This window comes from Microvirga sp. 3-52, assembly GCF_018383585.1.
Taxonomy (GTDB): domain Bacteria; phylum Pseudomonadota; class Alphaproteobacteria; order Rhizobiales; family Beijerinckiaceae; genus Microvirga.
Map to the genome: position 1 here is coordinate 123,115 of NZ_JAHAMK010000008.1, position 20,858 is coordinate 143,972.

23 protein-coding genes and 1 other RNA gene are annotated in these 20,858 nt (G+C 65.6%); 20 read left to right on the forward strand and 4 right to left on the reverse strand.

Going from position 1 to position 20,858, the window contains the following annotated elements; translation table 11 throughout:
* Positions 1 to 34: 34 nt before the first annotated feature.
* A complete protein-coding gene (tkt, locus tag KHP60_RS09190; RefSeq protein ID WP_249688651.1) occupies positions 35 to 1,969 on the reverse strand; it encodes a transketolase in 1,935 nt (644 codons plus the stop codon).
* 309 nt (positions 1,970 to 2,278) lie between these two features.
* On the opposite strand from tkt, the gene KHP60_RS09195 reads away from it, so the two are divergent.
* Genes KHP60_RS09195 through KHP60_RS09205 form a run of 3 tightly spaced genes read left to right on the forward strand, consistent with a single transcriptional unit; the run spans position 2,279 to position 3,737 of the window.
* On the forward strand, positions 2,279 to 2,572 hold the full coding sequence (locus tag KHP60_RS09195; RefSeq protein ID WP_213563594.1) for a DUF4164 domain-containing protein: 294 nt from the start codon (positions 2,279 to 2,281) through the stop codon (positions 2,570 to 2,572).
* Positions 2,573 to 2,575: 3 nt separating this feature from the next.
* A complete protein-coding gene (locus KHP60_RS09200) occupies positions 2,576 to 2,944 on the forward strand; it encodes a cell division protein ZapA (protein WP_213563595.1) in 369 nt (122 codons plus the stop codon).
* A gap of 13 nt (positions 2,945 to 2,957) precedes the next feature.
* The gene (locus KHP60_RS09205) at positions 2,958 to 3,737 is read left to right on the forward strand and encodes a GNAT family N-acetyltransferase (protein ID WP_213563596.1); all 780 of its coding nucleotides are present in this window, start codon (positions 2,958 to 2,960) and stop codon (positions 3,735 to 3,737) included.
* A 6-nt stretch (positions 3,738 to 3,743) separates the two neighbouring features.
* Here KHP60_RS09205 and KHP60_RS09210 read toward each other — a convergent pair whose 3' ends face one another.
* Positions 3,744 to 4,028 (reverse strand): hypothetical protein, encoded by a 285-nt coding sequence (locus KHP60_RS09210; RefSeq protein ID WP_213563597.1) that lies wholly within the window; start codon positions 4,026 to 4,028, stop codon positions 3,744 to 3,746.
* Between the two features lie 178 nt (positions 4,029 to 4,206).
* On the opposite strand from KHP60_RS09210, the gene ssrS reads away from it, so the two are divergent.
* From ssrS to tolB, 13 genes are all read left to right on the forward strand, one after another.
* A non-coding RNA gene (gene ssrS / locus KHP60_RS09215) (6S RNA) lies at positions 4,207 to 4,364 on the forward strand.
* Positions 4,365 to 4,368: 4 nt separating this feature from the next.
* Positions 4,369 to 4,950: a 5-formyltetrahydrofolate cyclo-ligase gene (locus KHP60_RS09220; protein ID WP_213563598.1), complete on the forward strand. Its 582-nt coding sequence runs from the start codon at positions 4,369 to 4,371 to the stop codon at positions 4,948 to 4,950.
* Between the two features lie 13 nt (positions 4,951 to 4,963).
* Positions 4,964 to 5,785, forward strand: a complete 822-nt coding sequence (locus KHP60_RS09225) for a TIGR00282 family metallophosphoesterase (RefSeq protein WP_213563599.1) — start codon at positions 4,964 to 4,966, stop codon at positions 5,783 to 5,785.
* Positions 5,786 to 5,980: 195 nt separating this feature from the next.
* Positions 5,981 to 6,673 carry an exopolysaccharide biosynthesis protein gene (locus KHP60_RS09230; RefSeq protein WP_213563600.1) on the forward strand — a complete coding sequence of 231 codons (693 nt, stop codon included), beginning with the start codon at positions 5,981 to 5,983 and terminating at the stop codon, positions 6,671 to 6,673.
* A 144-nt stretch (positions 6,674 to 6,817) separates the two neighbouring features.
* A complete protein-coding gene (locus KHP60_RS09235) occupies positions 6,818 to 7,564 on the forward strand; it encodes a YebC/PmpR family DNA-binding transcriptional regulator (RefSeq protein ID WP_213563601.1) in 747 nt (248 codons plus the stop codon).
* A gap of 106 nt (positions 7,565 to 7,670) precedes the next feature.
* The gene (gene ruvC, locus KHP60_RS09240) at positions 7,671 to 8,174 is read left to right on the forward strand and encodes a crossover junction endodeoxyribonuclease RuvC (protein ID WP_213563602.1); all 504 of its coding nucleotides are present in this window, start codon (positions 7,671 to 7,673) and stop codon (positions 8,172 to 8,174) included.
* A 140-nt stretch (positions 8,175 to 8,314) separates the two neighbouring features.
* Positions 8,315 to 8,932 carry a Holliday junction branch migration protein RuvA gene (ruvA, locus tag KHP60_RS09245; protein WP_213563603.1) on the forward strand — a complete coding sequence of 206 codons (618 nt, stop codon included), beginning with the start codon at positions 8,315 to 8,317 and terminating at the stop codon, positions 8,930 to 8,932.
* 285 nt (positions 8,933 to 9,217) lie between these two features.
* Positions 9,218 to 10,264: a Holliday junction branch migration DNA helicase RuvB gene (ruvB, locus tag KHP60_RS09250; RefSeq protein ID WP_213563604.1), complete on the forward strand. Its 1,047-nt coding sequence runs from the start codon at positions 9,218 to 9,220 to the stop codon at positions 10,262 to 10,264.
* Between the two features lie 46 nt (positions 10,265 to 10,310).
* Complete coding sequence (gene ybgC, locus KHP60_RS09255) at positions 10,311 to 10,718, forward strand: tol-pal system-associated acyl-CoA thioesterase (protein ID WP_213563621.1); 408 nt, start codon at positions 10,311 to 10,313, stop codon at positions 10,716 to 10,718.
* 304 nt (positions 10,719 to 11,022) lie between these two features.
* Positions 11,023 to 11,763 carry a protein TolQ gene (gene tolQ / locus KHP60_RS09260; protein WP_213563605.1) on the forward strand — a complete coding sequence of 247 codons (741 nt, stop codon included), beginning with the start codon at positions 11,023 to 11,025 and terminating at the stop codon, positions 11,761 to 11,763.
* 12 nt (positions 11,764 to 11,775) lie between these two features.
* Complete coding sequence (locus KHP60_RS09265) at positions 11,776 to 12,225, forward strand: biopolymer transporter ExbD (protein ID WP_213563606.1); 450 nt, start codon at positions 11,776 to 11,778, stop codon at positions 12,223 to 12,225.
* Positions 12,226 to 12,259: 34 nt separating this feature from the next.
* Positions 12,260 to 13,378 carry a cell envelope integrity protein TolA gene (gene tolA / locus KHP60_RS09270; RefSeq protein ID WP_213563622.1) on the forward strand — a complete coding sequence of 373 codons (1,119 nt, stop codon included), beginning with the start codon at positions 12,260 to 12,262 and terminating at the stop codon, positions 13,376 to 13,378.
* Between the two features lie 27 nt (positions 13,379 to 13,405).
* On the forward strand, positions 13,406 to 14,740 hold the full coding sequence (gene tolB, locus KHP60_RS09275) for a Tol-Pal system beta propeller repeat protein TolB (protein ID WP_213563607.1): 1,335 nt from the start codon (positions 13,406 to 13,408) through the stop codon (positions 14,738 to 14,740).
* A gap of 41 nt (positions 14,741 to 14,781) precedes the next feature.
* Here tolB and KHP60_RS09280 read toward each other — a convergent pair whose 3' ends face one another.
* Positions 14,782 to 15,396: an HdeD family acid-resistance protein gene (locus tag KHP60_RS09280; RefSeq protein WP_213563608.1), complete on the reverse strand. Its 615-nt coding sequence runs from the start codon at positions 15,394 to 15,396 to the stop codon at positions 14,782 to 14,784.
* 88 nt (positions 15,397 to 15,484) lie between these two features.
* Entirely contained in the window at positions 15,485 to 16,987 is a 1,503-nt protein-coding gene (locus KHP60_RS09285; RefSeq protein ID WP_311924755.1) for a phospholipase D-like domain-containing protein, read from the reverse strand.
* A 257-nt stretch (positions 16,988 to 17,244) separates the two neighbouring features.
* On the opposite strand from KHP60_RS09285, the gene pal reads away from it, so the two are divergent.
* The 4 genes from pal to KHP60_RS09305 all read left to right on the forward strand — a co-directional run.
* Complete coding sequence (pal, locus tag KHP60_RS09290; protein ID WP_213563609.1) at positions 17,245 to 17,745, forward strand: peptidoglycan-associated lipoprotein Pal; 501 nt, start codon at positions 17,245 to 17,247, stop codon at positions 17,743 to 17,745.
* Positions 17,746 to 17,971: 226 nt separating this feature from the next.
* Positions 17,972 to 18,958, forward strand: a complete 987-nt coding sequence (gene ybgF, locus KHP60_RS09295; RefSeq protein ID WP_213563610.1) for a tol-pal system protein YbgF — start codon at positions 17,972 to 17,974, stop codon at positions 18,956 to 18,958.
* Positions 18,959 to 18,987: 29 nt separating this feature from the next.
* Positions 18,988 to 20,007, forward strand: a complete 1,020-nt coding sequence (gene tilS, locus KHP60_RS09300; protein WP_213563611.1) for a tRNA lysidine(34) synthetase TilS — start codon at positions 18,988 to 18,990, stop codon at positions 20,005 to 20,007.
* 147 nt (positions 20,008 to 20,154) lie between these two features.
* Positions 20,155 to 20,858, forward strand: a 704-nt coding sequence (locus tag KHP60_RS09305) for an ATP-dependent metallopeptidase FtsH/Yme1/Tma family protein (protein ID WP_213563612.1), incomplete at its 3' end; no start/stop codon positions are given.

Sequence of the window (20,858 nt, forward strand, 5' to 3'; positions counted from 1 at the left end):
CCTTGTGTAGCGAGGCCTAAGGTCTTCTCGAGCCTCAGAGATTATGTGTCCGGAGAACCTTTTCCGCCACGGCCTCGGGGGTGATGCCGAAGTGCTTGTAAAGGTCCTTGTAGGGCGCACTGGCGCCAAACCCATGCATGCCGACGAAAATTCCGTCGGGGCCGATGACCGAATCCCAGCCGAAACGCACGGCCGCCTCCACCGCAACCTTGATCGGCGCGTCGCCGATGATCCGGGCGCGGACCTTCTCGGGCTGGGCTAGGAAGAGGTCGAGCGAGGGCACCGATACAACGCGTACGGCGAAGCTTTGTTCATCGAGAAGCTTCTGGGCCGCGAGGGCGATCTCGACCTCGGAGCCCGAGGCGAAGATGGTCGCCCGGGCCTTGCCGTTCGCCGGAGAGAGCTCGTAGGCTCCCGTGGCCGAGAGGTTGGCGGCGTCGCCATCCCGGCGGACCTGCGGCAGGTTCTGGCGGGTGAGCGCCAGGGTGCTCGGGCCGTCCGTGCGCTCGAGGGCGAGCTGCCAGGCTTCCGCCGTCTCGACGGCGTCCGCCGGGCGGAACACGCGCATCTTCGGCATGGAGCGCAGGGCTGCGAGGTGCTCCACCGGCTGATGGGTCGGGCCGTCCTCGCCAAGGCCGATCGAATCGTGGGTCATCACGTAGATCGCCGGAACGCCGGCGAGCGCCGCGATGCGCATGGCAGGACGGGCATAATCGGTGAAGACCAGGAAGGTCGCGCCGGCCGGCACATAGCCGCCATGGAGCGCGATGCCGTTCATGGCCGCCGCCATGCCGTGCTCGCGGATGCCGTAATGGATGTAGCGGCCGGCATAATTGCCGGGCGAAACGGCTGCGAGGTTCTTGGTCTTGGTGTTGTTGGAGGGCGTCAGGTCCGCCGAGCCCAGCACCAGTTCCGGCACGGCCTCGGTGATGACCTCGAGCGCGATCTCGCTCGCCTTGCGGGTGGCGACGTTCTGCGGCTCGGCCACCAGCCTGTCCTTCAGCGTGGCGACCGCATCGGCCAGGCCTTGCGGACGCACGCCCTTCACGCGACGTTCGAATTCGGCGCGCCTGTCCGCGGGCAGCGCCTTCAGGCGATCTTCCCAGGCCTTGCGCTGGCGGCGGCCCCTCCGGCCGGCCTTCGCCCAGGCATCGGCGATATTGGACGGGATTTCGAAGGGGGCGTGGCTCCAGCCGTAAGCGGACTTGGCGCCGGCCAGCTCCTCGGCGCCCAGCGGCTCGCCGTGAGCCTTGGAGGTGCCGGCCTTCTTGGGAGCGCCCAAACCGATGGTGGTCTTGCACGCGATCAGGGTCGGCCTATCCGACTTCTGGGCGCGGGCGATGGCGCGCTGGATCGCCTTGGGGTCATGGCCGTCGACGCGCAGGGCATTCCAGCCGCAGGCCTGGAAGCGCTTCACCTGGTCGACGGAGTCGGAGAGCGACAGGGGCCCGTCGATGGAGATGCCGTTGTCGTCCCAGAGGACGATCATCCGGTTGAGCTTCAGGTGACCGGCGAGCGCGATCGCCTCGTGGCTGATGCCCTCCATCAGGTCGCCGTCGGAGGCGAGCACATAGGTGTAGTGGTCGACGAGATCGTCGCCGTATTCGGCGTTCAGCATGCGCTCGGCGAGGGCGAAGCCCACGGCGGTGGCGATGCCCTGGCCGAGCGGGCCCGTGGTGGTCTCGACCCCGGGGGTCATGAAGTTCTCAGGATGGCCCGGGGTCTTGGAATCGAGCTTGCGGAAGTTCTTGAGCTCCTCGATGGTCATGCCCTTCACGCCCGTCAGGTGCAGGAGCGAGTAGAGCAGCATCGAGCCGTGTCCGGCCGAGAGTATGAAACGGTCGCGGTCGGGCCAGATCGGGTCGGCGGCGTCGTATTTCAGGAACTTGGTGAACAGCACCGTCGCCATGTCGGCGGCGCCCATGGGCAGGCCCGGATGGCCGGATTTGGCTTGTTCGACGGCATCCATGGCGAGGACGCGCACGGCGTTCGCCAGATCGGAATGGGTGACGCGATCGGCGGAGACGGTATCTTGCACGGCGAGATCCACAAGTCTTGAGGGCCCCGCAACGGGGCGGTCTGTCTGGAAAAGGCGTGGGCTCCTTAACACGCAGGCTGGGCGAGTCAAAGACTGGAAGGGCGTAATCCCCTTAGGACCGCCGGCCCCCACACCTGCGAATTCCGATGCCCAACCCCTTCAGGGCATGTCGCCGATACGCAAAACCGGGTCCACTTTTCCGCACGATGCGCTAGTGTCATCCGCGATTCAGGAGGCATGATGGCGCCCACACTCGAGGAAGCAATGAAGCGGCTGGACATGGCCTTGGGGCTTCTCGAGGCCTCCGTCTCCCGCCGTCTGGAGGCCGAGAAGCGGCGCGGCGGCCTGGAAACCGAGCTCCAGCTCATGCAGGACGACCGGGCCCGTCTCGCCGTGGAGCTCGACGGTGCGCTCACCCGGCTTCATCGCTTCGAGGCGGCGGCCGACGATGTCGGCCGGCGGGTCCGCCACGCCATCGGTGCCGTCCAGACCGTTCTTGCTCAGGCCGGCCAGCTCGAGCCGGAGGAGGGCTAGGCTATGCCCCAGGTGACCGTGACGATTGCCGGAAAGACGTACCGCATGGCCTGCGCCGAGGGCGAGGAGCGGCATCTCGAAGGCCTCGCCGCCGCCTACGACGCCCGGATCGAGCAGATGCGGACTTCCTTCGGCGAGATCGGCGACCTGCGCCTCCACGTGATGGCGGCCATCGCCCAGGCGGACGAGCTGCACGAGACGAAAAGGCGGGTCGCCGCCCTGGAAGAGGAGGTGGCGGCGCTCAACAGCATCAACGCCTCCCGGGACGAGCGCCTCGAACGGATCGAGGCAAGGCTTGCCGAGGGCGTTCAGATGGCGGCCGAGCGGATCGAGGAACTGGCGCGCAGCCTGAACGGGGCAGGGCAGGGCTGAGAAGCTGCGAGAGATGGATTCCCCTCCTGCTCATCATCTCGCCAGGCGCGTCGAGGAAGCCTGCCTGAACGGCTGGCCCGCCCTGCGGGAGGTGGTCTTCGACGGCTGGCTGATCCGGCTCGCCGACGGGCATACCCGGCGCACGAACTCGGTGAACCTGCTCTCCCCAGGAGCGCAGCCGCTGGATCGGAAGGTCCGCTATTGCGAGGGGATCTATTCCGCCCAGGGACTGCCGACGATCTTCTGCATTCCATCCACGGCCGATCCTGCCCTCGGCCGTCTGCTCGACGAGCGGGGATACGATCCTCCCGAGGACGAAAGCTGCGTTCTGTTCATGGATCTTGCACAGACGCGGCCACAGCCGGTGACGGGCGTCCTCCTGGAGGCGGGCCTCCCCGGCGAGTCTTGGCTCGCCGGGCTCGCTCGGCTCCATGGCCAGAATGATCACGCGCAGCGGACCCATCGGAAGATTCTCGAAAACCTGGCGATTCCCGCCGTGTTCGCCGCGGTGTCTCTGGATGACGGAAGCCCGGGGGCCCTTGCCTATGGCGCTGTCCATGACGGGATCGTCTGCGTGAACTCCGTCGTCACTCACCCGGACTTCAGGCGGCAGGGACTGGCGCGAAAGGCCGTCGCTGCCGTCCTCTCCTGGGCGCAGGAGCTTCGCGGGGCCACAGGGGCTTGCCTGTCGGTCGTCGCCGAGAACGCCTCAGCACGATCTCTCTACGCGAGCATGGGCTTTACGCGCGAGATGTACCGCTATCACTACCGCCGTCGATCGGAACCGACGTGATGGAGTTCAGTGGTGCAGCGACAGGCGAAGCTGGCGTTGCCGGAGCTGGGCCAGCAGCTCCACATAGGGCTCCCGCCTCTCACGATGGGCGGCCTCGATCTTCTTCCTGATGGAACTCTTCAGCTCCTGGTCGGTCAGGTTCCTCTCGACCTTGTCCAGTTCGACTTCATGCTCGAAGTCGATGTTGCCGAGCATGTGCAGCACCTCCCGCATCATGGAGTCGATACTGGGAGATCTGTCGCAATCTTTGCGATGGAGTTCGTTATATTTGCCGTGCTTCAGATGAACCATGTTTCCTCCGCTGATGGATGGCGCATCCCCTACCGGAGCAGTGGAGAATAATTCTGCCGTCAAGGCCAGCCCGTAATTTCCCTAAGGGAAGAATTGCTTCGACTGTTGGCTAACAAAGATTTCAGGGCGCCCGACTTTTCCCCTTCCAACCGGCCCCCATCCTCCCTACATAGAGAAGGCGGGGCTGCGGGGCGCGTTAGGAGTTCATATTCCCCGGGGCCTTATCGATCCTGAAGGGAGCTGTCCCTGACCCGGTCCCTGGACCGGGACATACGGCGCCCACCTACTTTGTAGGTTCCCGGGATCGCTTCTCCGACGGCTTTTCGTGGCTCCGCACCTTATGCAATCTCCTCCCCCTCCCGCCTTGAAAGAGCGCCTGCGCGGCGAAGTTTTCGCGCGTCGCGACGGGCTCGACAAAGAATTTCGGCACGAGGCTGCGCAGCGCATCGCCGATCGCGCCCTCGCCTTTCCCCAACTCGAGGACGTCACTCCCGTGGGAGGCTATTGGCCGATCCGCAGCGAGGTCGATCCGCGTCCGCTCATGGAGGCGCTGATCGCACGCGGGCAGGATGTCGCCCTCTCCCAGATTCTCCATCCTCACTTGAGCTGGCGCCTGTGGCGGCCCGGCGACGTGCTGATCAAGGGCGGCTTCGGCGTGCGCGAACCCGGCCCGGACGCACCGGAGGTTTTCCCCAAGGCGTTGCTCGTTCCCTTGGTCGCCTTCGACCGCCGGGGCGGGCGCATCGGCTACGGCAAGGGGCATTTCGACCGGGCCATCGCGGCCCTGGAAGCACAGCATCCGGTCTTGACCATCGGGCTCGCCTATGCGGTTCAGGAGATCGACGAGGTGCCGGTCGAGCCCCATGACCGACTCCTCGACGTTATCATCACCGAAGCCGAACTCATTCGGACGACATCCTAGTTAAGGACCCATCATGCGTCTTCTCTTCCTCGGTGACATCGTCGGGCGGCCCGGCCGCAATGCGGTGATCGAGCGCCTGCCCGGGCTTCGTGACCGCTGGCAGCTCGATTGCGTGGTCATCAACGGCGAGAATTCCGCCGGCGGCTTCGGCATCACCGAGGCGATCTGCGATGAGATCCTGAATGCGGGCGCCGACGCGATCACCCTGGGCAACCACACCTGGGACCAGCGCGAGACGCTCGTGTTCATCGAGCGGCAGCCGAGGCTGCTGCGCCCCGTGAACTACCCGCCCGGAACGCCGGGGCGCGGCGCGAACCTCATCGACACCCGGTCCGGACACCGGATTCTCGTCGTCAACGTCATGGGCCGCCTCTACATGGACCCCCTCGACGATCCCTTCGCGGCCGTCGAGCGGGAGCTCGAAACCTGCCCGCTGGGGCAGGTCGCCGACGCGATCATCGTCGACGTGCACGCCGAGGCGACGAGCGAGAAGGAGGCCATGGGCTATTATCTCGACGGGCGGGCGAGCCTCGTCGTCGGCACCCATACCCATGTGCCCACCGCCGATCACCGGGTGCTGCCCGGCGGCACGGCCTACATGTCGGATGCGGGCATGTGCGGCGATTACGATTCCGTGCTCGGCATGCAGAAGGAGGAGGCGATCCGCCGCTTTCTTCAGAAAACTCCGGGCACCCGCCTGGAGCCCGGCCTGGGCGAAGGCACGATCTCCGGCATCGCCGTCGAGACCGACGACCGCACGGGGCTCGCCAAGCGAGTGGCGGCCGTACGGCTTGGGCCCAACCTGGAAGAAACGTGGCCTCGCTTCTGGGATTGAGTGGCGTCCTCTGATGTCATGGCCGGGCTCGTCCCGGCCATCCCGCTGATATGAAGTGCTGTGCTGTCCGGATCGGGATCACCGGCACGAGGCCGGTGATGATGTGGGGATGTATGGAAGGGAGCGCTCGATCGCGCACGGCTCCCTTGGCGTGGAGCGTCGCCGTTCCCATCTCTCCCGTCACGGAGGAAACCGGTGGACGCGGATACGGAGACGGCAAGGCCGAAAAAGAGCCTCTATCGCGAGGAGAGCGAGTTCCATCGGGCGCACCAGCACCAGAGCGCCTCCGCCGTTCTGCGCGCCGTGATCGACGAAGCCGCAGGCGAGACGATCTCCATCGGGGCGATCATCGAAGCCTTCGGCGAGCGCGCCTTCGGGTTCGTGCTGATCCTGTTTTCCTTGCCCAATTGCGTTCCGAATGTCCCGGGAATCGCCGGCATCGTGGGGACGCCGGTCCTGATCTTCGGCATCCAGATGATGCTGGGGCATACCCGTCCCTGGCTGCCCGGCTTCATCCTGCGGCAGACGGTCTCCGTGGCGAAGTTCAAGCGCCTCATCGATATCGCGGAGCCCAGGCTCCAGAAGCTCGAGAGCTACTGCAAGCCCCGTCTGCTCCAGCTCTTCGGCCCCTTAGGGGATCGTGTGGCCGGGTTCTTCGCCTTCCTGGTCGCGGTGTCTGTGCTGATCCCGTTCCCCGGCACCAACTTCCCGCCCTCCATCGCCCTGGTCATCGCCTCCATCGCCATCATGGAGGAGGACGGATATCTCCTGATCGTCGGGTATCTCATCGGTCTGGCGGGTCTTGCCTATACGGCCACGGTGCTGGGGGCATCCTACCACCTCATCCTGGCGGCCTTTCACAACCTGCCGTCCTGGCTCGGATTTTAGGCAGATCGGGTATTTTTATATACGCGTGCCGGGGGGCTTTGCCTGAAGCCCTTCGCCGCCTTATAAGCCTGCCATCGTCAACTTTTCCGGCCTGACGGGCGCTTGCCGTGCAAGCCGCCCTCGGCCGAACTTTCGGAGGCCCCCATGGCCGGGCATTCACAGTTCAAGAATATCATGCACCGCAAGGGCAAGGTGGACGCGGTGCGGTCCAAGGTGTTTTCCAAGCTCGCCCGGGAAATCACCGTGGCGGCCAAGATGGGCATGCCCGATCCCAACATGAACCCGCGCCTGCGGGCCGCGATCCTTGCCGCCCGCGCCGAGAACATGCCCAAGGACAACATCCAGCGCGCCATCAACAAGGCCTCCGGCGGCGATGCGGAGAACTACGACGAGATCCGTTACGAGGGCTACGGCCCCGGCGGTGCCGCCATCATCGTCGAGGCGATGACCGACAACCGCAACCGCACGGCCTCCGACATCCGCTCCTACTTCACCAAGAGCGGCGGCAACCTCGCCGAAACCGGAGCCGTCTCCTTCATGTTCGACCGGGTCGGTTACATCGAGTTCGGGCCCGATGTGGCGGATGCCGACGCCATGCTGGAAGCCGCCATCGATGCCGGCGCGGACGACGTGGTCTCCTCCGAGAACGGCCACGAGATCTATTGCGACCAGGGCTCCCTCAACGAGGTGACCAAGGCGCTCGAGGACAAGTTCGGCGAGCCGAAGGCCTCGAAGCTCGTCTGGAAGCCTCAGACCCCCGTCGCCGTCGACGACGAGACCGGCGAGAAGCTCATGAAACTCATGGAGTCCCTCGAGGAGCACGACGACGTCCAGAGCGTCTACGGCAACTTCGAGCTCTCGGAAGCCCTCATGCAGAAGATGGCCGAGTAATAAACCGTTCGTCATGCCCGGACTTGTTCCGGTCATCCACGCCTTAGCATGGTAAGAGGACCGGCATGCCCGGGACAGGCCCGGGCATGCCGGTGGAGAACAGTCTTTGAGCGAACGGATCCGGATCCTCGGCCTCGACCCTGGCCTGCGCAACACGGGCTGGGGCGTCATCACCGTCGAGGGGACGAAGCTCTCCTTCGTGGCCTGCGGGGTTGTGACCTCCGACGGAGACCTCGACCTGGCCCTGCGGCTCAAGCAGCTCCACGATCGGCTGACGGACGTGATCAGGACCTGGACGCCCGACGAAGTGTCCGTCGAAGAGACCTTCGTCAACAAGGACGCCCAGGCGACCCTCAAGCTCGGCCAGGCCCGAGCCATGTCCCTGCTGGTGCCGGCCCTCCACGGCCTGCCGGTGGCGGAGTACGGCGCCAACCAGGTCAAGAAGACCGTGGTCGGCGTCGGCCATGCCGACAAGGACCAGGTCCAGGCCATGGTGAGGATCCTGCTGCCCAAGGCCGACTTCAAGAAAGCCGATGCGGCGGACGCGCTGGCGATCGCCATCGCCCACGCCCACCACCGCAAGGCCCGCGCCCTGGCGGCGAGCTATTAATCTGTTACAGAAATACTTATGTCTTTCCGGGGCGGCGGAGCCGGGCCCGGAACCCATAGACACCGGCGTGGCAGAATGAAGATCCGCCGGCGGTTAGGGATCCCCGCCTTCGCGGGGATGACGGTGGAGAGGGCAGGAACGTGATCGGCAAACTCAAAGGCGTGGTGGATTCCTATGGCGAGGATTTCGTGATCCTCGACGTGCACGGGGTCGGCTACGTGGTCCATTGCTCCTCCCGCACGCTCCAGAACCTGCCGCCCACCGGCGAGGCGGCGGTCCTGTCCATCGAGACCCATGTGCGCGAGGACATGATCCGGCTGTTCGGCTTCCGCTCGGATTCCGAGCGCGAATGGTTTCGCCTGCTGCAGTCGGTCCAGGGCGTTGGCTCGAGGGTGGCGCTCGGCATCCTCTCGGTGCTCGATCCCGGCACCCTCGCCACGGCGATCGCCACCGGCGACAAGGCTTCCGTGGCCCGTGGACCCGGCGTCGGCCCGAAGCTCGCCCAGCGCATCGTCTCCGAGCTCAAGGACAAGGCTCCGGCCTTCGCAGCCGTCGATCCGGCGCTGATCCGCCTCACAGGGGCGGTGGAGGACAGGAGCGCCCCGGCGCCCGTAGCGGACGCCATCTCGGCTCTGGTCAATCTCGGGTATCCCCAGGTTCAGGCCTCCGCGGCCGTGGCCGCCGCCATGAAGCAGGCGGGCGATGAAGCCGAAGCCAAGACGCTCATCCGGCTGGGACTGCGGGAACTGGCGCGGTAATCGTTAGAGCATTCGTCGTCATCACCGGTGGGAGACCAGTCATGACACCCACGTCATCACCGGCCTTGTGCCGGTGATCTCGATTGGAAAAGCGCGGAGCCTCTCCTCATCGGGATGGCCGGGTCAAGCCCGGCCATGACGTCAGAGGGTGTCATTCCCGGCGGCCGCAGGGCGGAATGGGATCCATGTCGCGGAGCGCCCGCTCAACGTTCCTGTTTTGATCTTGTTAAGAATGGCGTATTAGAGCGTCATCGCTTATATGAAGCCTTCGGAAGGTAAGCCTCTTTGACCGATTCCCGCCGCCTGCTCAGCCCTGAAAAGCGCGAGGACGATGTCGATGCGTCGATCCGGCCGCTCTCGCTCGACGATTTCACGGGCCAGAAGGCCGCGCGGGCCAATCTCCAGGTCTTCATCAACGCCGCCAAGAGTCGGGGCGATGCTCTCGACCACGTGCTCTTCGTCGGTCCTCCGGGCTTAGGAAAAACCACGCTTGCCCAGATCGTCGCGCGCGAACTCGGGGTCAATTTCCGCTCGACCTCGGGCCCTGTGATCGCCAAGGCGGGCGACCTAGCGGCCCAATTGACCAATCTCGAAGAACGCGACGTGCTCTTCATCGACGAGATCCACCGCCTCAACCCGGCCGTGGAGGAAATCCTCTATCCCGCCATGGAGGATTATCAGCTCGACCTGATCATCGGCGAAGGACCGGCCGCCCGCTCGGTGAAGATCGAGCTGCCGAAATTCACCTTGGTGGGCGCCACCACCCGCGCGGGCCTGCTCACCACGCCGTTGCGCGACCGCTTCGGCATCCCGATCCGGCTCGAATTCTACACCGTCGACGAGCTGGAGCTGATCGTGCGCCGCGGCGCGCGCGTGCTCGGCCTCGGCATGAGTGAAGAAGGGGCGAACGAGATCGCCCGCCGCTCCCGCGGCACGCCCCGCATCGCCGGGCGCCTCCTGCGCCGGGTGCGCGACTTCGCCATCGTCGATGGCGTCCAGACGGTGTCGCGCGACCTCGCCGACCGGTCGCTTCGCCTCCTCGACGTCGACCCCATCGGTCTCGACCTGATGGACCGCAAGTACCTGACCATGATCGCCAATTCCTTCGGCGGCGGCCCGGTCGGCATCGAGACCATCGCGGCGGCGCTCTCCGAGCCGCGCGATGCCATCGAGGACATCATCGAACCGTATCTCATCCAGAAGGGCTTCGTGCAGCGCACCCCGCGCGGGCGCATCCTCACGCCCCACGCCTTCAAGCACCTCGGCATTCCGGAGCCCACCCGTGAGACCGCGGCGCAGTTCGGGCTGTTCGGCGGGGACCCGGATGAGTGAAAAGCGCGATCAGAGAGGAGTGATCGGCTCCCATCTCTCCGGCTTCATGCAGGACGGAGCTCACATCCTGCCCCTCCGGGTTTACTATGAGGACACGGATTTTTCCGCCCGGGTCTATCATGCGAGCTATCTCCGCTTCATGGAGCGCGGGCGCACGGAGCTTTTGCGGGCGGTCGAGGTGGCGCAGTCGGATCTGCATGCGGATATGGACGGGCTCGCCTTCGTGGTCCGCAGGATGACGATCGATTTCCTCGGCGGGGCCGTCATGGACGACGTGCTCACCATCGTGACCCGCCCCAAGGAGATGCGCGGCGCCTCGATGACGCTCGCCCAGGAGGTCCGGCGCGGCGACGATGTGCTGGTGACTGCCGATGTGATGGTCGCGGCCGTCCGGGGAGGGCGAGCCGTGCGGATACCGGACGAGCTGAGGGCGGCACTGACTGTCAACCCGTAAGCGTGCGCCATGCCCTATGGGCAGGGTGCGCAGGAGCCCTGCCACCAGCGCATGCCAGCCGGAATTTTCTTATCAATTTCAGATAATTCGCCTCCGCGCCGCCGCAGTTAAACCAGACCTTAACCTTACCCTGTGCCTAACAGGTAACGGTCTTGGACGATCTCGCGTCTTGTTACCCTGTGCCCTTATTTTCGACAGATTCAGGGGCGAACGAACGGTAACACAAGAACAGATTTTCCTAGACCATTCTGCGGTGGGCCTTGGATCGCCTTCCAAGGCTGCTCGAAGAGCGAGGACGAGAATTATGAACCCGGCTGATGTGGCCCAGGCTGCTCCTGTGGCCCACGACCTGTCCTTCTTTGGCCTGTTCTGGCAGGCCCATTTCGTCGTCAAGCTCGTGATGCTGGGCCTGCTCGCGGCCTCCGTCTGGTGCTGGGCCATCATCATCGACAAGACCCTGCTCTACGCCCGCACCAAGCGGGCCATGGACCGGTTCGAGGACGTGTTCTGGTCCGGCCAGTCGCTCGAGGAGCTGTTCCGCTCCCTCCAGAGCCGCCCCGCCACGGGCCTCGCCGCCGTGTTCGTGGCCGCCATGCGCGAGTGGAAGCGCTCCTTCGAGGGCTCGGGGCGCTCGTTCCAGAGCCTGCCGCAGCGCATCGACAAGGTGCTCGACGTCACCATCCAGCGCGAGGTGGAGCGGCTCAATTCCCGCCTGACGGTCCTGGCCTCCATCGGCTCTGCCGGCCCCTATATCGGCCTCTTCGGCACGGTGATCGGCATCATGAATTCCTTCACGTCGATCGCCGCCTCCAAGAACACGAGCCTTGCGGTCGTGGCACCCGGCATCGCGGAGGCGCTGTTCGCCACCGCCATCGGCCTGTTCGCGGCCATTCCGGCGGTGCTCGCCTACAACAAGCTGCAATCGGAAGTCGGCAAGCTCCAGTCGCGGCTCGAGGGCTTCGCCGACGAGTTCTCGGCCATCCTGTCGCGCCAGATCGACGAGCGCATCGGCCATGCGGGTCACCATCCCGCCAACGCCGCGTAAGGAGAGCCTGGCATGGCCATGATGGCAGGGGCAGGGGCAGGAGGCAGCGGGCGTCGGCGCAGGCGCGCCCGGACGCCAGGCGCGATCAACGAGATCAACATGACGCCGTTCATCGACGTCATGCTGGTGCTGCTCATCATCTTCATGGTGGCAGCGCCGATGATGACCGCCGGCGTGCCGCTCGATCTGCCGCAGACGAAGGCCGCGCCGCTGAACTCCGATGCGACGCCGGTGACGCTCTCCATCAAGGCGACCGGCCAGGTGTTCCTCGGCGAGACCGAGTTGGTGGACGAGGCCATCGTCGGCAAGCTTGCGGAAGCGGCGAAATCGGGCTTCGACGAGCGCATTTTCGTGCGCGGCGACAAGAAGGTGGATTACGGGCGCGTCGCCCAGGTGATGTCGATCGTGACCACGGCCGGCTACAAGCGCGTCGCCCTCGTGACCGAGGTCGATCAGCGCTGAGCGGAATGAGAGCAAGGGGCAAACACACGTGGCGTTGAAGCTGAAATTCAACACCTCCGAGCCGGGCCTATGGGTCTCGGGCGTCGCGCATGCGTCGCTGTTGGCTGCTGCCCTGATCGGCCTGTCGGTCGGTTCCGAATTCCCCGAGGCGCAGGAAGGCATCCCGGTCGAGATCATCACCGACAACCAGCTTTCCCAGATCACCAAGGGCGAGACGAACGCCAAGGCCCCGCAGCCGAAGCCCCGCGCCGAGCGCGTCGCCGACAAGACCGAGCTGAAGGATCCCGGCGAGGACAAGCGGGATGCGCCGGCTCCTCCCAAGCGCCCGGCCGAGATGAAGGTCGCCGAGAAGGAAGAGCCGGTGGCTGCCCAGCCTCCGCCGCCAGCGCCGCCGACCCGCTCGCAGGAAGAAAAGGCCGCCGAGGCCAAGGCCGAGGAAGAAAAGAAGCTCCAGGAAAAGGCCGAAGCCGAGGCCATCGAGAAGGCCAAGGCCGCCGAGCAGGCGAAGATCGAGGCTGAGGCGAAGGCCAAGGCGGAAGCCAAAGCCAAGGCGGAAGCCGAGGCAGAGGCGAAGCGCGTCGCGGAGGCGAAAGCCAAAGCGAAGGCCGAGGCGGAAGCGAAGGCAAAAGCGGAAGCCGAGAAGAAGCTCGCGGAAGCCAAGGCCAAGGAAGAGGCCGAGGCCAAGGCGCGCAAGGAGGCCCAGATCGCCAAGAAGCTCGACATGGGCGACCTGAAGCAGTTCCTCGACAGCAAGGAAAAGAACCAGTCCACCGGCGCGACCGGCGCGGAGGTCCAGAAGACCGCCTCGCTCGGCACCGCGACGGGATCGGCGGCGAAACTCTCTCCGAGCCTGAGGGATGCGCTCATCGGGCTCTTGGTCTCGCAGATCGAGCGCTGCTACAGCGCGCCGATCGCGGCCTCAGGCGGCCAGGTCACGGCTCCCGTTCTCGATATCCGCCTGAACCAGGACGGATCGCTCAGCACCGAGCCGCGGATTCTCCAGGCCGGGAGCAGCTCGACCGATCGTGCGGTTGCCGATGCGGCTGTTCGAGCCATTCGCAAGTGCCGCCAGTTCGAAATCCCGGCGAAGTTCGTTCCCTATTACGCGGACTGGAAAGTCTTGAACGTCCAGTTCGATCCTCCTCTCTCTTAAAGCCCATCAAGCTTGAGACATCATCCCATGATCACTCGCTTCGTTTCCCGTCTTCTTGTCGCGCTGGCCATAGCCGTGCCCATGGCGGCGCTTGTGCCTTCCGCCCAGGCGCAGCTCTCGTTCCGCGTTGGACCGGGCGGCCAGTTCCAGCCCATGCCCATCGCCATTGCCGATTTCTCCGGCGAGGGCGATCTCGGTCAGCGCGTGTCCGGCATCATCACCAACAACCTGCAGCGGTCGGGCTATTTCGCGCCCCTCGACAAGTCGCGTTTCCCGGAGCGTCCGTCTTTCGACGCCGCGCCGCGTTTCGATGCGTGGAAGATGGCGGGCGCGCAGGCGCTCGTGACGGGCCGCATCTCGCGCGATCCCTCGGGCCGTCTTCGTGCGGAGTTCCGCCTGTGGGACATCGAGTCGGGCCAGCAGCTCACCGGCCAGCAATACGTCACCGACGCCAATTTCTGGCGCCGGGTCGGCCACATCATTTCTGACGCGGTCTACACCAAGGTGACGGGCTTCGGCGGCTTCTTCGACACGCGCATCGTGTTCGTCGATGAATCGGGACCGAAGGAGAACCGTCGCAAGAAGCTCGCGATCATGGATCAGGACGGTGCGAATGTGCGCTACCTGACGCAAGGCGATACGTCCGTCGTGACGCCGCGCTATTCGCCCGCGACGCAGGACATCACCTACTCGGCTCAGGTCGAGGGCCAGCAGCCGCGCGTGCAGGTGATCAACCTGGAAACCGGCTCGCGCCAGGTGCTCGGCAACTTCCCCGACATGGCCTCCTCGCCACGCTTCGCGCCGGACGGACAGCGCATCGTCCTGAGCCTGCAGCAGGGCGGCAATGCCAACATCTTCATGATGGATCTGGGCTCGCGCGCCACCACGCGCCTGACCTCGACCGCCGCCATCGATACCTCGCCGTCCTTCTCGCCGGACGGCAGCCAGATCGTGTTCGAAAGCGATCGCGGCGGCAAGCAGCAGATCTACGCCATGAATGCGGACGGCTCGAACCAGCGCCGCATCTCCTTCGGCGACGGCTCCTATTCGCAGCCGGCCTGGTCGCCGCGCGGCGACTACATCGCCTTCACGAAGCAGCGCGCCGGCGGCTTCGCCATCGGGATCATGAAGCCGGACGGCTCGGGCGAGCGCATCCTGACCGAGGGCTTCCACAACGAGAGCCCGACCTGGGCGCCCAACGGCCAGTACATCCTGTTCTTCCGCGATCCGGGCGGACAGGCCGGCGGCAAGCTCTACATGGTCGACATCACCGGCCGCGTGGAACAGCCCGTGCCGACCCCGTCCTTCGCGTCCGACCCGACCTGGTCGCCGCTTCTGAGCGAAAGCCGGCAGAGCAACTGATCGAAAGAGACAAAGGGCGCTTCAAGCGCCCTTTTCTTTGATCAAGCCGCCATGGGTGCCGCGGTGCCGGTTTCGTCCTTGTGGCCCTTCAGCTTGAAGGCGAGAACGAGAAGGGAGATGCCGAAGACGAGCGCATAGGCCCCCAGCCACCAGGTCAGCACCACGGCGCCGACGAGCGGGGCAAGCAGGAGCGCGATCCCGAACAGAACTGAGACGACGCCGCTGAAGATCAGCCAGCCGCGGCCGTAGGTCGGGTTCAGCTTGAAGGCGGCGACGATCATGAGAACGCCTGAAATGAGCGACCACACGGCCATCAGGGTGACGAAGAACAGGACCGTCAGCCCCGGCATCAGGAAGGCCACGATGCCCACCAGGATGTTCAGGATGCCGCCGAGGATCAGAAGGCCCCAGCGCTGGTTGTTGGAGGCGGCCCTGATGCCTGAGACGATGCCGAACACGCCGTCGACCAGCATGTAGGCGGCAAAAACCCAGACCAGGGACAGGAGCGTGGCTCCCGGCATGAAGAACGTGATGAGCGCGAAGATGATCGCGAAGACGCCGCGGAGCGCCAGCGCCCACCAGTTCTGCGCCAGAAGCTGGCTCATGGCGTGGGTGCGATCGAGGGTATCGAAAGAGCCGGTGGTGCCTGTAACCATAGGAGTCCTCCTCGAAAAGGGATGCACTGCCCTGCCCAGAGATCAACGCCAAGCTTGACCGTTGGTTTCCTTTTATTCTTCCCGGGTCCTACTCTCCTGGCGAAGCCTTGCTATCGTTGATCTTGGTCAGTCTGCGCCGCAGGGCAAGCTTTCGCCGTCTCAGGCGCACACGGCGCTTGAGCCGGAAGGCGCGGATGAGAAGTGCGATGCCGAGCCAGGCCAGGACGATGACGATCGGCGACACGATCACGACCGGAAAGAATGTGATCAGTGCGGCGAGGGCCAGAAGCGCGAAGCCGATGATGGCGACGCTGCTCGCTTCCGTCGCCGTCAGGGAGCGTGAACCGACCGCCTTGCCGACCGTGCTCGAGAGGGCGAGGGCACCGGCGGCGAGCCTGCGCACCCCGCCTCTTTTAAAGCGGTGGCCGCGGCGCGAACGCATGTTTCTGGCCTGACGGCGCCTGGACTGCCAGCCGGGAACGATCTCGGTCGCGTTGGCGAGATCCTCCAGATACATCGCCTCCATGGCCTCGGCGAAGCCGGCATCCTCGACCACCACGTCGAGTTCCCAGTTGGTCGCCCAGCTTGCGATGTTGAGATTGGTGGAGCCGACGCGGGCCCAGCGTCCGTCCGCCACGGCAGTCTTGGCGTGGAGCATCGAGCCGTTCCACTCATAGACCCTGATGCCAGCCTCGATCAGCGAGCGGTAGCCGGCCCGCACCACGGGCTGCAGGGCGGGCACGTCGCTCGATCCTGGAACGAGGATGCGCACGTCCACCCCGTCACGCGCCGCTTCGCCCAGGGCCTGCACATAGGAGGTGGTGGCTACGAAATAGGCGTCGGTGAGCCAGAGATTGCGCTGGGCCGTCGCGGCGATGAACTGGTCGACGCGGTAGGTGCGGAACATCCCGGGCTCGCCGCTGATGACCCGTGCCGGTACGGAGCCGGCATGGGGGATCAGGTCCGCGTGGGGCAACTCGGATTTCGGGATCGCCTTCATGCCCGCGAGCACCCAGCTTTCCGCAAAAGTGGCATCGAGATCGGCCACCACCGGTCCCACCAGGGACAGGCCGGTGTCCCGCCATGGCTCGACGCCGTTCTTGCCCACCCAGCTGTCGGAGATGCAAAGTCCGGAGACGAAGGCGATGCGCCCATCGACGGTGATCAGCTTGCGATGGTTGCGGCGAATCCAAAACGGGTCCGTGAGCCGGGGCGGATTGAAGACCCGGGCTTCGACGCCCGCCTCGCGCAGCCTCCGCCAGTAATGGGGCAGGGCGCGCATGGACGAGCCGAGCCAATCGTAGAGCACCCGCACCCGCACGCCGGCGCGCGCGCGCTCCATCAGGGCTTCCGCGAATTGGCGGCCCGAGTCGTCATCGGCAATGATGAAGTTCTCGAAATGGATGACGGTCTGCGCCGATCGGATCGCCTCCAGCCAGGCCGGGTAGTTTTCTCTCGAGTCCCGGAGCAGGGCAACGGCGTTGCCGTGGCGCAGGTCGCTGTCGGCGATGCGCGCGAAAGCCCTTTCCAGGCGGAGATCGTCCAGGGCTTTGCGATAGGGATGTCGGAGGCTTCCGGGTTGGGTCGTCACGATATTTATGACCTCTCAACGCTTGAAACCGACAAACGGTAGCAGCCTAGCTTCATTTGACTTCCCTTGCGGTAGGAATAAACGACTCAGCTCGATGCTGTTTACTGCCGGTTAACCCTAACCCCAACTTCCACAACTTGGCCATAATTCACCTTAATCCCGCGTGCGTCCTCACGGTTGACGGAACCCTCCTTTAACCATCCTCCCGATATGAAAGACACAACGTTCGGCAAACGTATGTGTAAGGAGTACTGCCAATGATGACGCTGCGCGCCGTCAAGTTCGCCGCTGCTATCGTCCTCGCTCTCGGGGCGGCGGCGTGTTCATCCAACAAAGATGGTATGGCCGATGGGGCCGGAGGCTTCGGGGCCGGCGGCGCCGCGACCCCGGGCAGCGCCCAGGATTTCGTCGTCAACGTGGGCGACCGCGTGTTCTTCGAGACCGATTCGACCGACCTGACCCCCACGGCCGTCTCGACCCTCGACAAGCAGGCACAGTGGCTGCAGCGCTACCCGCAGTACACCTTCATCCTCGAAGGCCACGCGGACGAGCGCGGCACCCGCGAGTACAACTACTCGCTCTCCGCCCGCCGCGCACAGGTCGTCCGCGATTACCTGATCTCGCGCGGCATCCCGGGCAACCGCTTCCGCACCGTGTCCTACGGCAAGGAGCGTCCGGTGGCGGTCTGCAACGACATCTCCTGCTGGTCGCAGAACCGCCGCGCGGTCACCGTGCTCGGCGGCGGCGCCGGGGCATAAAGCCTCACCTAGCCCATCGTGAGGAAAAGTGGATCCGGTTTTCCGCCCTAACGATGCGCCAGCCAAGAGGGAGAGCATCGGATTTGCCCCCAAAAGTGAGTCCACTTTTGGGTCCGATGCTCGAGCTCAAGCCTTCGTGACATCGCAGAGCGCCGCCACATTCTCGCCGTGGCGGCGCTTTTGTGTTATCGGCCTCCTCATTCGAGGACCTTCACGGTATCCCAGCATGTTTCGACGCCTGTTTGTCTTTTTCGCCTTTGCCCTGGCTCTGGCTGCCACTTCGGTTTTCCCTGCCGCCGCGCAGGACGCCGCCGACGCGATCGTGCGCCTGAACCGGCTCGAGAGCCAGTTCCGCCAGATTTCCGGGCAGATGGAGCAGCTTCAGTACGAGAACCGTCAGCTCAAGGAGCAGCTTCGCAAGTTCCAGGAGGACGTGGAGTTCCGCTTCCAGGAAAGCCGCGGCGGCTCCCGGCCGTCGTCGCCCACGACCACCCCTTCGCGCCCGGCGCAGCCTCCCGCCCAGCCCACGCCGGCCCAGCCGCAGCGCCGAAGCGACCTCTTCGACCCTTCCGAGGCACCGGACGCTCCCGGCGCGCCTCGTCCGCTCGGCACCACGGCGCCGTCCGCCCCCCTGACGGCGGACGCGAACCGTCCCATGCCGCTGCCCGGCGGGCAGCTTGCCGGAATCGGCGACCTGATCGAGCAGGACGAGCAGGTCGGCGTGGACGGTGCGCCCATGGATGGCGGCGTGCACGACCGGGAGGCGGCTCTGCCGCAGGGTGCCCTTGCGGAGCGCCCGGGTCCGAGCGTCGCGGCGACGAGCGTCGGCAATCCGCGCTCCGATTTCGACGCTGCATACGCCTCTTTCAGCCAGAAGCAGTACGATCAGGCCGAGATGGGCTTTCGCCGCTTCCTCCAGTCCAATCCCCGCGACAAGCTGGTTCCCGAGGCGACCTTCTGGCTGGGTGAGACCTATCTCCAGCGCAGCCGCTACCGCGAGGCCGCGGAGCAGTTCCTGAACGTCACGGCCGAACATCCGGATGCCGCCAAGGCGCCCGATGCCCTGCTGCGGCTCGGCATCTCGCTGAACGGTCTCGGTGCCAAGGATCGCGCCTGCGCGGTCTTTGCCGAGCTCGACCGCAAGTACCCCCAGGCCTCCGCCCCCGTGCGCCAGGCATCCGACCGCGAGCAGAAGCGCATCAAGTGCAGCTGAGCCGCTGACGAAATTTGAAGGGCCAAGCCATGGCCGCCCCTCCGCCTTCCGACGATGTGCTCTCGGGTGAAGGACTGGAGCATCTTTTCGAGGTCTTGAACCGGGCCTCGGGCATCGTCGCCGCCGTCTCCGGCGGGCCCGATTCAACGGCCCTGATGCATCTCCTCGCCCGCTGGCATGCCGCCGGTTCGCGACCTCCCGTTCACGTTGCCACCGTTGACCATGGCTTGCGGCCGGAAGCCGCCGAGGAGGCTGCCTTCGTCGCGCGGGAGGCCGCTGCTCTCGGCCTGTCGCACCGGATTCTCACCTGGACGGGAGACAAGCCTCGAACCGGCATTCAGGAGGCCGCGCGCGAGGCGCGCTACCGGCTTCTCGTCGATTATGCCCACGAGGTGGGCGCGTCGCATCTGGCCACCGCCCATACCCTCGACGACCAGGCCGAGACGGTGATGATGCGCTTGGCCCGGGGATCAGGCCTTTCGGGCCTCGCCGGCATGCGCCGGGAGACGGACAGGCACGGTATCCCGCATGTGCGGCCGCTCCTCGATTGGCCGAAGGCAACTCTTCTCGATCTGTGTCAGGGGTACGGCTGGCGCTATGTGGACGATCCGTCCAATGCCGACGAGCGGTATGCCCGCGTCCGCTGGCGGCGGCTCATGCCGCTCCTGGCTGCGGAAGGGCTCGATGCAGAGCGCCTGGCGCGCCTGGCCGAGCGCGCCGCCCAGGCCGACGAGGCCCTCGACCTCAAGGCGCAGGAAGCGCTGGAACGAGCTGGGCCGGTTCTCGAGGGCGGCAATCTCTCGTTCCAGGCCGGCATCCTTGCAAACGAGCCTTTCGAAATTGCCCTGCGGATAATGGAGCGGGCCATCGCCACGACAGGGCTCGAAAACAGCCGCCTCCATCGGCTCGAAGCCTGCACGGAGCGGTTGCGGGAGGCCGTCAGGGCAGGGGAGGCGTTGCACCTCACCATCGCCGGCGCTCTCGTTCGGCTGGGCCGCTCAGGACCAATCTCCATCGGCCCGGAACCGCCGCGCCGCCGGGGCCGTTAGCCAATTCTCTTAGCCAGCGTAATCGGATATCACGCCCCATGGACGCCGCATTCCCTTGGCAAGGCGAGACGGTGTGCCTACATTGAGTCTAACCGCACGGGGAGATCTCCTCGCGCTTCATCTCCCTCTGGGGCAGAACCTGATCCGATGAATTCAAATTTCCGCAACTTCGCCTTGTGGGTCGTCATCTTCCTCCTGGTGCTGGCGCTCGTGACCCTTTTCCAGAGCCCAGGCCAACGGGGCGGCGGCAGCGATATCGCCTACAGCCAGCTCCTCAGCGAGGCCGATGCCGGGCGCATCACCAGCGTGGTCATCTCCGGGCCGGAGATCAGCGGCACCTATACCGACGGTCGCACCTTCACGACCTATGCGCCGAGCGACCCGATGCTGGTCACGAAGCTGCAGCAGAAGGGCGTGCAGATCACGGCCCGTCCGCAGTCGGATTCGACCCCCTGGTTCATCGCGGTCCTCATGAACATCCTGCCCATCGCGCTCTTCATCGGCGCCTGGGTGTTTCTGTCGCGCCAGATGCAGAGCGGCGCCGGCCGGGCCATGGGCTTCGGCAAGTCGAAGGCGAAGCTTCTGACGGAGGCGCATGGGCGCGTGACCTTTGATGACGTAGCCGGCATCGACGAGGCCAAGGAGGACCTGCAGGAGGTGGTGGAGTTCCTACGCGATCCGCAGAAGTTCCAGCGCCTCGGCGGCCGCATCCCCCGCGGCGTGCTGCTCGTCGGCCCTCCCGGCACCGGTAAGACCCTGACCGCCCGTGCGGTCGCGGGCGAGGCCAACGTGCCGTTCTTCACCATCTCGGGCTCCGACTTCGTCGAGATGTTCGTCGGCGTCGGCGCCTC